This is a genomic window from Chitinophaga deserti (assembly GCF_003149455.1).
GTDB classification, from domain to species: Bacteria; Bacteroidota; Bacteroidia; order Chitinophagales; family Chitinophagaceae; genus Chitinophaga; species Chitinophaga deserti.
Window position 1 is genome coordinate 348,261 of the sequence record NZ_QFFK01000007.1, and the last position, 12,014, is coordinate 360,274.

Annotated in this window: 13 protein-coding genes; 4 read left to right on the plus strand and 9 right to left on the minus strand. The window is 51.3% G+C overall.

The features are described 5' to 3' along the window. Nucleotides 1-139: 139 nt before the first annotated feature. A complete protein-coding gene (locus DEV76_RS18015; RefSeq protein WP_232826982.1) occupies nt 140-2,848 on the plus strand; it encodes a glycoside hydrolase family 78 protein in 2,709 nt (902 codons plus the stop codon). An 80-nt stretch (nt 2,849-2,928) separates the two neighbouring features. Here DEV76_RS18015 and DEV76_RS18020 read toward each other — a convergent pair whose 3' ends face one another. The 4 genes from DEV76_RS18020 to DEV76_RS18035 are packed head-to-tail and all read right to left on the minus strand — an operon-like array spanning nt 2,929 to nt 4,865. Then, nucleotides 2,929-3,141: a helix-turn-helix domain-containing protein gene (locus tag DEV76_RS18020; RefSeq protein ID WP_109699310.1), complete on the minus strand. Its 213-nt coding sequence runs from the start codon at nt 3,139-3,141 to the stop codon at nt 2,929-2,931. After that, nucleotides 3,141-3,755 carry a DUF2975 domain-containing protein gene (locus tag DEV76_RS18025; RefSeq protein ID WP_109699311.1) on the minus strand — a complete coding sequence of 205 codons (615 nt, stop codon included), beginning with the start codon at nt 3,753-3,755 and terminating at the stop codon, nt 3,141-3,143. Before DEV76_RS18025 ends, DEV76_RS18020 begins: the two co-directional genes overlap by 1 nt. Before the next feature lie 17 nt (nt 3,756-3,772). Next, a complete protein-coding gene (locus DEV76_RS18030) occupies nt 3,773-4,342 on the minus strand; it encodes a VTT domain-containing protein (protein ID WP_109699312.1) in 570 nt (189 codons plus the stop codon). Then, a complete protein-coding gene (locus tag DEV76_RS18035) occupies nt 4,329-4,865 on the minus strand; it encodes a class I SAM-dependent methyltransferase (protein ID WP_157962965.1) in 537 nt (178 codons plus the stop codon). Before DEV76_RS18035 ends, DEV76_RS18030 begins: the two co-directional genes overlap by 14 nt. 820 nt (nt 4,866-5,685) lie before the next feature. On the opposite strand from DEV76_RS18035, the gene DEV76_RS18040 reads away from it, so the two are divergent. After that, complete coding sequence (locus DEV76_RS18040) at nt 5,686-6,084, plus strand: acyl-CoA thioesterase (RefSeq protein ID WP_109699314.1); 399 nt, start codon at nt 5,686-5,688, stop codon at nt 6,082-6,084. Here the strand turns inward: DEV76_RS18040 and DEV76_RS18045 are convergent. From DEV76_RS18045 to DEV76_RS18055, 3 genes are all read right to left on the minus strand, one after another. Further along, a complete protein-coding gene (locus DEV76_RS18045) occupies nt 6,048-6,266 on the minus strand; it encodes a hypothetical protein (protein ID WP_109699315.1) in 219 nt (72 codons plus the stop codon). The two genes, DEV76_RS18040 and DEV76_RS18045, sit on opposite strands and share 37 nt — an antisense overlap. A 122-nt stretch (nt 6,267-6,388) precedes the next feature. Then, the gene (locus tag DEV76_RS18050) at nt 6,389-6,916 is read right to left on the minus strand and encodes a hypothetical protein (RefSeq protein ID WP_109699316.1); all 528 of its coding nucleotides are present in this window, start codon (nt 6,914-6,916) and stop codon (nt 6,389-6,391) included. Nucleotides 6,917-6,960: 44 nt separating this feature from the next. Then, nucleotides 6,961-7,746, minus strand: coding sequence for a hypothetical protein (locus DEV76_RS18055; RefSeq protein ID WP_157962966.1), 786 nt, complete (start codon nt 7,744-7,746; stop codon nt 6,961-6,963). A 117-nt stretch (nt 7,747-7,863) separates the two neighbouring features. Between DEV76_RS18055 and DEV76_RS18060 the strand changes: the two genes are divergently transcribed. Then, entirely contained in the window at nt 7,864-9,726 is a 1,863-nt protein-coding gene (locus DEV76_RS18060; RefSeq protein WP_109699318.1) for a heparinase II/III domain-containing protein, read from the plus strand. Nucleotides 9,727-9,817: 91 nt separating this feature from the next. Here the strand turns inward: DEV76_RS18060 and DEV76_RS18065 are convergent, their stop codons facing one another. Then, nucleotides 9,818-9,961 carry an outer membrane beta-barrel protein gene (locus DEV76_RS18065; protein WP_157962967.1) on the minus strand — a complete coding sequence of 48 codons (144 nt, stop codon included), beginning with the start codon at nt 9,959-9,961 and terminating at the stop codon, nt 9,818-9,820. Nucleotides 9,962-9,966: 5 nt separating this feature from the next. Beyond that, nucleotides 9,967-10,701 (minus strand): class I SAM-dependent methyltransferase, encoded by a 735-nt coding sequence (locus DEV76_RS18070; protein WP_109699320.1) that lies wholly within the window; start codon nt 10,699-10,701, stop codon nt 9,967-9,969. 121 nt (nt 10,702-10,822) lie between these two features. Between DEV76_RS18070 and DEV76_RS18075 the strand changes: the two genes are divergently transcribed. Then, nucleotides 10,823-11,884, plus strand: a complete 1,062-nt coding sequence (locus DEV76_RS18075) for an NAD(P)H-dependent flavin oxidoreductase (protein WP_109699321.1) — start codon at nt 10,823-10,825, stop codon at nt 11,882-11,884. Nucleotides 11,885-12,014 lie beyond the last annotated feature (130 nt).

Genomic DNA, 12,014 nt, shown 5'->3' on the forward strand with positions numbered 1-12,014 from the left:
CCTTGTCCTGTAAATTAATGAAAAATAGTCAACGGGCAGGTAGGTGCAGGATAGTGGTTCTGGCGGAAATGTATATTTTGGGCATCACCGCCTGAAAACTGATAAAGACATGCATATAAGATCCTATCTATTCCACGTTTTGACAACTGCGACCATTGCCGCTGCAGCCCTTCCCGCTGCCGTGCATGCGCAATCCTTTCTGCCCGAAAAGCTGACAACAGAGTACCGCGAATCTCCCATGGGCATTGCAGCGGCGCAACCGCGCCTCAGCTGGCAGACGCGTTCCGCCGGCCGCGATTTCATGCAATCTGCCTACGAACTACGCACCGGAGCCAATGCCGCTGCGCTAGCCAAAGGGAAAGAAATTGGCTGGCAAAGCGGTAAGGTAAGCTCCGGTGAATCGCTTCACATTCCCTATGGAGGCAACGCCCTGCAATCGCGCGAGCGCGTGTTCTGGCAGGTACGGGTGTATGACCGCAATGGTAAAGCATCCCCCTGGAGCAGCGTAGCATCCTGGGAAATGGGGCTGCTACAGCCGCGCGACTGGACCGCCGAATGGATTGGCCGTAGTAATGATACTACAGGCAAACCCGGCCCCAGTCCATTGTTCCGTAAGCCTTTCCAGGTGGCCAAACCCATACAGCAGGCCCGGCTGTTCGTTACTGCACGCGGATTGTATGAAGCACACATCAACGGAAAAAGGGTAGGAGATGATTACCTCACACCGGGATGGACCGCTTACGACAAACGCCTGCAGTACCAGGTGTACGACATCACATCCATGCTCCGAAACGGAGAAAACGTGGTAGGTGCCACGCTGGGCGACGGATGGTACCGTGGTAACCTCGTGTTCCTCAACCAGCGCAATACCTACGGTAAAACGGCTGCGCTCCTGCTCCAGATGGAAATCACTTACCGCGACGGCTCCCGCGAAACCATTGCTACCGATGGTTCCTGGAAAACCACAGATGCCGGCCCCGTGCGCTACTCCGATATCTATAACGGCGAAACACTTGATGCCCGCATGGAAATTGCCGGATGGGCTGCTCCAGGCTTCAGTGATGCCGGCTGGCAATCCGCTTCCGTACTGCCGCTCACGAAAGATAATCTCGTGGCGCAGGAAGGACCGGGTGTTAAGAAGCACGAAAGACTGAAGCCCATTAAATTCATCACTACGCCTCAGGGCGAAACGGTGGTGGATTTCGGACAGAATATGGTAGGCTGGGTAGAGCTGCATGTAAAAGGCAATGCCGGCGATACCATCACCATTCATCATGCTGAGGTACTGGATAAAGAGGGTAATTTCTATACTGCCAACCTGCGTGCGGCAAAACAGGAAAACAAGTTTATTCTCAAAGGTGGCGCTACTGAAACCCTTGCCCCCAGGTTTACTTTCCAGGGTTTCCGGTACATCCGGGTAAAGGGGATGCGCCAGGCAATGGATACCAGCCTTTTTACTGCCATAGCAGTGTACTCCGATATGGGCGAAACCGGCAGCTTCACCTGCTCGCACCCGCTGATCAACCAGTTGCAGCGTAATATTCAATGGGGCCAGAAAGGCAACTTTGTGGATGTACCTACCGACTGTCCGCAGCGCGATGAACGCCTCGGCTGGACGGGCGACGCGCAGGTGTTCTTCAACACTGCGGCTTACAACATGAACGTTACCGGCTTCTTCACCAAATGGATGAAAGATGTGGCTGCGGATCAGCGCCCCAATGGAGACATCCCCGTAGTGATCCCAGATGTTAAGGTAATTCCCTGGGCAGGCTCTGCCGGTTGGGGAGATGTGGTGACCATCATCCCCTGGCAGTTCTACCAGAATTATGGCGACCGCCGTATGCTGGAAGTGCAATACCAGAGCATGACCAACTGGGTGGATTATATCACTAAGATCAGCCGCAACGAGCTTTGGAACCACGGTCCTCACTTCGGTGACTGGCTGTTCTATTCCGCACCGCATGATAACGACGGCCGCTCTGCCATCACTGATAAATACCTCATTGCACAGGCATTCTATATCCACTCTACCCAGAATGTGATCAATGCTGCGAAGGTTCTCGGGAAAACTGCCGATGTAGAGAAATACGAAGCACTCATCAAAAGAATTAAGAACGCCTTCCTTCGTGAATATGTAACACCCAGCGGCCGTATGGTATCCAGCACGCAAACTGCTTATGTACTGGCCCTGAATTTTGATATTCTTCCGGAAGAGCAGCGTGCAGCAGCCGCTAAGCGCCTGGTAGATAATATCGAATCTTACGGTAATCACCTCACCACGGGTTTCCTCGGTACGCCGTACCTCTGCCATGTGCTTACGCGCTACGGCTATACAGATGTGGCTTATAAGCTGCTGATGCAGGAAACCTACCCTTCGTGGCTGTATCCCGTTAAAATGGGAGCTACCACTATCTGGGAGCGTTGGGATGGTATTAAGCCCGATGGCACCTTCCAGGATGTTGGCATGAACTCTTTCAACCACTACGCATATGGCGCAATCGGCGACTGGATGTATAAAACTGTAACCGGCATTCAGCCCGATCCTGCTGCACCCGGATACAAGCAGTTCCGTATTCAGCCCCGCCCCGGCGGAGGCCTCACGCATGCAAATGCGGAATTTAAATCACTGTACGGCACCATTGCTTCTAAGTGGAAGCTGGCAGATGGTAAGCTGAAGCTGGAAGTAACCGTGCCTGCTAATACCTCTGCGAAGATCATTCTGCCCGGTGCTGCATCCGTTGCGGTAACCGAATCCGGCAAGGCGGTGCAAACCATTGCGGATGGTAAAGATGCATACCTGCAGGTAGGTTCAGGTACTTACGCTTTTGAGTATAATTTTCCCAAATAAGTTTCCCATAACTGTAACAATCAAACATGCAAAAGGCCGCCCGTTGAGGCGGCCTTTGCTTTTAATGTATATCAATGCGGTTATTCGTCGTCGGGCTGAAAGTCGAGGATATCACCCGGTTTACATTTCAGTTCGCGGCAGAGGGCTTCGAGCGTTTCGAAGCGGATGCCTTTCACCTTTCCGGTTTTAAGCAGGCTGAGGTTGGTAACGGAAATATCGATCCGCGCTGCAAGGTCTTTCAGCGAAATCTTATTCTTGGCCATTTCCACGTCCAGGTTTACAATGATGCCCATTATATAAAAGCTTCGTTTTCCTGTTGCAGCTGCAGGCCGTATCTGAATACATCTACCAGCAGGTAGATTACCACAGCAACAATAATATAGGGTATCCCCAAATTCCAGTTTACGCTGAATGTTTCTCCCGCCTGCGGTATCTGATCCTGTACGATTGCGCATTGTGTAACACTCAGCAGCAGGTTATATGGTGCGAACAGCCCGATAAACAGCGCCGTGAGCCTCAGCCGGTAGATGGTTTCCCCGGAAAAGGGGCTTTGTGCCAGCAGGGAGCGGAGCACGCGGCGGATGTTGTACAGGGCCGAAATCAGCAATATTTCGAACAGGAAGAAGAAGAGGAATGCTGTAACCTGGTTAAACAGGTTATTGGGTACATGCAAATGCACCATGGCGTCTTTCGCTTCTATTGTAGCCCCGGGCACCGGTATGGAAGACAGTGGTGCGTTTAAGCGTACCAGGGCGCTGAAGTCTGCCGAAGATTCGCCAAACATCGTTTTAATAAGAAAATACAGGCCGATGGCCATCAGCCCGAAGTTTATATACCAGCAGGCTTCCACAAGCCAGCGGAAGGCGTGGAAAATCCGGTTGCGGTGGGCTGGAGGTGTTTTATACATATAGGCAGATAAATGGATCAGATGTATTGCAATAAGAAAATGTAAATACCGCAAATCACTGCTTCACCGGCCAGCAGTGCCGGCAGGAACTTCCGCACAGGGAGCTTTACTGAGCCGGCCACGTAACAGGCAAGGTCAGTAGGTGCAACAGGTGCAAAAGCCCACAGGGCAATAAACCATTGTCCGTAAGGCCCTTCCAGCCGCTGCCGCATGCGTGCGGTCTTTTCCGGATGGCGCTGCTCGAACCAGGCAGCGAGGCCCAGCCAGCCCGATAAGCGGTATAAGAGCCATGAAACCACTGCTATTGATGCCATAAATAATCCGAACAGGAACCAGGGTTCTTCCCGGAAGAGCAGGATGCCCGCTGCCAGAAATGGTGTGCCCGGAATAAGTACCAGGCCGCGTGCAACACATATGGCAAAGAATACCGCTGCGGTCCACCCCGGGTATTGCCCTACAAATGCAGACACTTCGCCGGCAGACAGGTGCTGTGCATACAGGAAGTATATGGCGATACTTCCCAACAGCGTGGTTGCCCAGATGATGCGCAGGTTGCGCCCGGTAACAGTGGCGTTATTTCTGGGCATAGTATATGAAAGCGGGCGGAATATTAAAAAGGGTGAATCCGTAATTGACGGCCGGAAAGCGTTGACGGATGGCCGAAATATCTTTAAGGGAATATTGGAACTGGATGAAGAAACCGCCGGGCTTCAATGCCTCGTAGCACCTTTCCAGCAACTGCGTTTTAGTACCCGCGTCGAGATTGGCGAGCGGGATGCCGCTGAGGATGTAGTCGGCAGAATCATTAGGTACATATGAAGGGAGGCGGAGCACGTCGGCATTGAGATGGGAAGCACGCTGATCTTGCACGGCAGTAAGCTGCCTGTATAACTCCGGATTGATTTCAAAAGAAGTAAGGGTAGAAGCCGCACTCATTTTCTCAAGAATGCGCTTCGTCATAACGCCGGTGCCAGCCCCCAGTTCCACGATAGACAGTGGTTTTTGAAACTGGATGATGTTCGTCATCCGTTTGGTCAGCACCGGAGAGCTCTCCATCACCGATCCCGTTTGCCTTATATTCTGCCATGCGGCTCTGAAAAATGTGTACATAGCGCGGAAATTGTGCTGTATGATGTAATACACCGAAGATAATAGCCTTTTTTCACAAAACAAATAAAAATTTACGTAAAACATAAAATCTGTGATGAAATGCATAAATGTGGGAGGAAGGGTGGGGCATTTGTTATGAACGGACATATTTTCGGGATTTTTAACAACAGGAATTAAACTACCTTATCATCTGGCTGTTAATTCTAAGGATTAATTTTACTGTTTTTGAAGCAGTTGAAGACACCCCCTCCGCCAAACCGCTAATATGATTTTAGCAACCTCACATACGCATCAAGTCCACCTCAAGTCCACCTTAAGTCCACCTCAAGGCCACCTTATATCCGCGCTTAACTCTCATTACACCCGGTGTTGACCCGGATTTCCCGCCATGTTCCCTGCCGCTGACTTCATTTAGGTAATATACCATCAATATTGCTACTGAATATGGCCCAAACGGTAACCGGCTTTACCGGTAAAGAAATAGCCCGTGTAAAAAACACGGGCCCTCATTTTTCAGCTTCATAACCATTAAAAATATATAGCAATTTGCTTATTGTATCTGTTGTATGTACATGAGGTTACGGCAGGTTGCTAAAGCAACATGGCGCGCAGGGCTCAGTATGTTATCCGGGAAATAAATAGTGTAATACATGTGCTACTTCTGACGTAATATGACGCAAAGTAATACAGATGCATATTATATCTCCTGCGGGGAGTATTGAAAGGAAGAATTATTGGGCTTAACTGCGAAACGGGAAGTTTAAAGCGGGGAGGGAATACGCCTGTTTTTGTCTAATTTCGCGGCAAAACCGGAACGTACATGAATTTTTATACCAGGAAATGGGTGAAACCGGAAGACCTCAATGCCCACGGAACTTTGTTTGGCGGAAGCCTCCTCCGCTGGATAGATGAGGAAGCGGCGATATATGCTATCATTCAACTGGGCACCAACGGGTGTGTGACCAAGTATATGTCTGAAATCAATTTCATTAACTCTGCCCGCCAGGGCGATATTGTGGAGCTGGGCATTAAAGCCACCCACTTCGGCCGTACATCTATTACGCTGGCTTGTGAAGTGCGTAATAAGATCACACAGAAGTCTATCCTTACCGTAGATAAAATTGTGTTTGTAAGCGTGGATGAGAACGGTGTTCCTAAACCCCACGGCCGCACTGAAATCATTTATACCGACGAGCGGCTGCGCGAAGATCCGTTGTAATTTTCTTCCGGCAGGAGGATCTGCCGGCGCTGTGTTAACCAGGATTCAATTTCCCGGAGATCATTTCCGAGCGTATATACCGCTGCTTTTACCTTCTGCAGTGATACGTTGAACTTTACCGCCAGATGCATCAGGTCGGGCTGGGGAATGCCTTGCAACGGGTTTTTATGCCACTTTTCCATGCTATACCTTTTTCCTCCTTTCCCGTAATTCCATGCCAAACGTATTATCCGTTATCATTAAGGCTTTCCGGCCCATGATCGCGCCAACTGCTGTGGATTTCCATCCATAATCCGGGGAGGATTTATGGATACGTGAACGTAATTCTGTCTGACTGCCCGATGGTGAGTGCCGTTAACCTGTTACAGGCATCCGTTTCCTGCCGGAATAACAACAAAGATGTTTCGCATACCCGCTCATGGTACTTACGGGTAAACCGGACAGACAGCGGCAACCTGTCTATCGACGCAAGTAGAGGGAGGTTCCAGAGTTCAGTATTGGCATTGGTTAGCTGCAATCGGCTTAGCAAAGCCCAATGATCGAAACGGACCGGTTTCAGGCCATAAGTTAATTCCAGTATAAATTCCTGTCCCGGTATGCGGGCATCGGTCCGTATAATCCGGAAAGGAAGATTTCCAGCCCATTGGTATTCAACCACAACATTGGAAGCGCCTGCGTCATTACCGGGCGTGGCATATTGCATGCGCGACAGCCGGCCTTTTGCATCATACTCAAACTGCAGCCTTAATCCAGCTACCGGCAAATTCCCGGGGCACACATCCGCCTGTACAGCTCCCGGGCCGGCGTCATAGTACATGGAATCAATCTTCATACATGGCTGTTTTACTGTAAATTGTTCACTGCCAGCGCTTCGGGTTAATAAAACAGCTTCACCCAGTCGCCCGTTCCTGTAGTGCGCCGGGTTAAACGGCCGAATTTATCCACGTCATACTGAAAGTCCCAGCTGGCCTGTTCGGCGACCTGCCCGTTAGTTCTGCGGGTCCACATAATACGGGTAGGGAGCCTTTCCATACATTGCATAATAGGTACGTTCCATAATTCATATTGAAAATCAATAAGATGGTAACGGTTTACAAATGCCCATGGATCAAAAACAAAGCCTCGGGTATTTTGTGTAAAATCGTACGTATACTCATGGGCGTTACCGGGCGAAGTGGTTTTGATCTGGATGAGCAGTCCCTTATCGTTCCAGGTGTAAAAGCTTACAGATTGCAGCTGGGAAGTGGCGCCTTTGTACCTGCTGTATTCCATCCTGCTCACTTTCCCATTTCCGTCATAGGTATAGTCGAGCCGGTTACCGCCTTCCTCGCGCATCCCCATATCATATTCCTCTATCCGGGATATGCGGTGGTTACTGTTATAAAAGAAGGTGTCTTCTTTAATAGATGTTTTCTGCAGCAGGCCCAGTGTGCGATCGTTGTAGAGGTAATCCCGCTCCACGGCCGTAGTGGTTGGTCCGGCGCCTGCGGTTCGTTCCAGGTTACCGTTGGCGTCGTAAGACCAGGATTCGTGTGATCCGTCTTTCCATTCCATTCGTTTCAGAACGGTACTGGGGTCTTCATAAGGGGGCGTTCTGTCGCGCCTGCAGGCACAGAGGGATATAGCGCATAAGATGGTGAGCGCAAGCTGGGGTGTTCGCATGGTATCAATATTTACGGGCAATACAAATGTAGGTAGTAGCACGGAGGCCGTCTGTCACATAAACATGTGGTTCGGGGAGAAAGATTGTATTTTACCCGAAAGAAATTCCATCCTGTTATGAAGCTTACCTGGCTTTTCCTTTTCCTCGGCCTTACTGCCCGTGGACAATCAGATACCTTATCCTCCAGCTTCCGGATGCCTTCCCATCCCCGTATCCTCTGGAAAGCGGGTGAGGAAGCGGCCGTACTGCGAAATATCAGCACCCCCGGCCCCTGCCAGGCCGTTCACCGCACCATCATCAGTACATCCGAAAAGCTGCTGGGCGAGCCTGTCCTTCAACGGCAAATGACAGGCAAACGTTTGCTCAGCGTTTCAAGGGAATGCCTCAGGAGGGTTTTCTTCCTGTCATACGCCTGGCGTACTGAGAAAGACAACCGGTATGCCGACCGTGCTATCCGTGAAATGCTGGCAGTATCGGATTTTACCGACTGGAACCCCTCGCATTTCCTCGATGTGGCGGAAATGACGATGGGAGTGGCCATTGGGTACGACTGGCTATACGACCGCCTCACGCCGGCACAACGAAAAGAAATTGGTGCCGCCCTCATTGAAAAAGGGATGCGTCCTTCACTCGAAAAGCGCTACAGCAACTGGCTGAAAGATCACCACAACTGGAACCAGGTATGCAATGCCGGTATGCTCTTTGGCTCACTGGCAGTATATGAAGATGCTCCTGAACTGGGACTTCAACTTATAAACCGCGGCATCCGCAGCATCGTACTGCCCATGGAAGCTTACAGCCCCGGAGGGGCTTATCCGGAAGGGTATAGCTATTGGGGATATGGTACCAGCTTTAATGTGCTGTTCATCAGCGCACTGGAAAACTTAACCGGCAGTGATTTCGGATTGCCTGCCATGCCCGGCTTCCTCCAAACCGCAGGCTACTTCCAGCATATGACAGGCCCGTTTGGCCTGCCGTTCAATTTTGCAGATGCAGGACGCGGAGGAAGCCTGGAACCCGCCATGGCCTGGTTTGCGCAGCGCACCAATAACCCCTCACTCATGTATGTGGAAAAGCAACGCCTGCAGCGCCCCGATGCGCATGCCGGCAACCGCCTGCTGCCTGCCATGCTGCTGTGGGGTAAAAACATCAACATGCAAAATGTGCCCGCTCCGGCTAAAACCTTCTGGACAGCAGCAGGAGAAATGCCTGTTGCGCTGATGCGTTCCGCCTGGAGCGATAGTTCGGCTATGTTCATCGGCTTCAAAGGTGGTTCGCCCAGTGTGAATCATGCGCATATGGATGTGGGTACTTTCGTTCTCGACTGGGGCGGAGTACGCTGGGCTTCGGATCTGGGTATGCAGGATTATAACTCCCTGGAATCCCGTGGCCTCAGCATCTGGAACAAACAGCAAAACAGCCAGCGCTGGCAGGTAATGCGGTACAATAACCTCGTACATAATACCCTCACAGTAAATAATAGCTTCCAGCTCGTGGAAGGCCACGCTGATATCATCGCCACAGGTACCGGTAAAACCCTGCAATTCGCAGTAACCGACATGTCTGCAGTGTATAAGGATCAGCTGAGCAAGGCCATCCGTGGTATTGCATTGTTACCCGGTAACCGCGCCGTGATACGGGATGAAGTGGAAGGCGGCAACGGCCCTGATACGATACAATGGCGGCTGCTGACGCCTGCTGCCGTGGAATTGAAGAACGATCGGACTATTATACTCCGGAAAGACGGGCGCACAATGCATCTGGTAATCGATGCCCCGGTGCCGGTGAAGCTCCGCACCTGGAGTACAGATCCTGTACATGATTATGACGCACCTAACCCCGGTACCATCCTGGCAGGCTTCGAAGCCATTGTGCCCGCGGGTTTCAAAGGCGCCTTTACTGTTCATGTGATACCGGAAGGAGCGAAGCCGCCGCAAAATGTACCGGCACTGCATTCATGGAAAAAATGGAAACCCTGATAAATGAAGAAGGACGCCGTAATGGCGTCCTTCTTTTATTTTACACGTTTTGATTCTGTTTCAAGACCGGTTTGCCTTTCGCCCGAAACTATTAGCCAGCAAAAATACCTGCAAAGTCGCGGGTGCTGGCCCAGCGGAAAGATTTGAAGAGATCGCTTACGCCGATGCGTATTGTGCCTTTATCTTTCAGTACTTTCCGTTGCACGCCAATATTCACCTGCCGGATAGGTTGCACTGGAATCAAATCTTTCCGATGCGGAGCAAAACAGGGAAATGGATTTCTCTTTCTGCAGGTTCTCCCCATGCATCTTTGAGTTCATCCGCAATAATAGCGATGGGGTCGTGCTGATGTGCTTTCATATAGTGCTGTACGGCAGACCAGGTGGAGAGGTACCCGGTAAGGTGCCCCCAGCTCCAGGTAACGGAATGTGCAAAGTAGGGTGTGGGGAATGGCGGGTAGGGGAAGGGGATGGTGAGATAGTTTTCATCGATATACTTCCGCTCACGGTCCCAGTACTGGCCGAGGATGTCTACATACAGCTTCCGGATCACGGTATCGAGTTCCGGCGTAATGTGCAGGAGTCCGTAACCGATTACAGCAAGGATACCTCCGGGGCGGAGGGTGCGGTTCACTTCGCGGTAGAAGGCATCGAAATCGAACCAGTGTATGGCCTGGGCTACGGTAATGAGGTCGAAGGAGCGGTCTGCGAATACGGTTTTCTCAGCAGGCTGGAGGGAATAGCGGATGTTAGGCTGTGGGCGTGCCTGATCGAGCTGAGGCTGGCTGATGTCAGTAGCTTCCACCTCCCGGAAGTATCCGGAAAGTTTTTCTGCCACCTGTCCGTTCCCGGTGCCGCAATCCCAGGCGTTTTCCCTGTCGGGAGCAATGGAAAGCAGGAAATCAAAAAGCTCATCGGGGTAATGGGGGCGGAACTTCGCATAATCCCCGGACTGTTCTGAGAAAACATCTTTCATGGGGTAGTATTTGTACAAAAATAACCATTCCGCCGGTATAAAACTCCGCAGGGTAAAACGTGATTGCCGTCACATTCCGGGCGGGGAAAGTGGGCTAACTTGGCGGTATAAACGGAATACAATGACACAATCCAATAAGATCACGGATATGCTGGGGATAAGGTATCCCATTTTTCAGGGCCCCATGGGCGCAGGGCTTTCCACGCCGGCACTGGTAGCTGCGGTATCAGAAGCGGGCGGACTGGGCGGATATGGTGCCTATACGCTGCAACCGGAGGAGATCCGGGAGCTGGGGTCAGATATCCGGAAACTTACTACAAAGCCCTGGAACCTGAACCTCTGGGTATCTGACGTGGACCCCGCACTTGCTAACTATACAATAGCTGAATTGGATCGCGTTAAAGAAGGTTTAAAGCCTGTTTTTGAAGTGCTAGGGGTAGATATGCCATCTCCTTCCATCTCTATACAAAGTAAGTTCGCAAAGCAGGCAGAGGCCATGCTGGCGGTGAAGCCCGCAGTGTTCAGCTTCGTGTTCGGCATCCCTGACGAGGCTATTCTGAAGGAGTGTCGCCGGCAGGGGATTATAACTGCCGGTGCTGCCACTACGCTGGATGAGGCATTGGCGCTGGAGGATGCAGGGGTAGATGTGATTGCGGCGGCAGGTTTTGAAGCGGGTGGCCATCGTCCGAGTTTTCTGGCTAAGGCTGAAGATTCCCTGAATGGGGTATTCTCCCTGGTGCAGCAATTACACCGCCATATCAGCAAACCAATTGTAGCCGCAGGCGGTATAGCTGACGCAGCAGGGGTGGAGGCAGTATTAAGGCTGGGTGCTTCGGCCGCCCAGATTGGTACGGCCTTCCTGGCCTGTGAGGAATCCGGCGCTTCTGCAACTTACCGGGAAAGGTTGTTTTCCCCCGAAGCCCGGTATACGGAGCTTACCCGCGTATATACAGGGCGCCTGGCGAGAGCGGTATGTACAGAGCTGGGAGGGCAGTTTGCCGGCCGGGAAAACGAACTGGCTCCCTTCCCTCTGCAATCACAATTAATGGCTCCTGTCTGCAAAGCGGCACTGGAAACGGGAAATTCTGCCTATTCCGCCATCTGGGCAGGCCAGAATGCAGGCGGCCTTCACAATCGTTCCGCAGCTGCACTGATGGAAGAGTTGATAACAGGTTGCAGGTAATCAGTAATTTATCATATGGGGTGGTTTTCAGGTAAACTAAGGTGAAAAACCACTGTTTAGGCTTTACCGTTATGAAATACGAATTGCACATAATATATTTGCACATAATATATCCCTTTTAATGCTATAT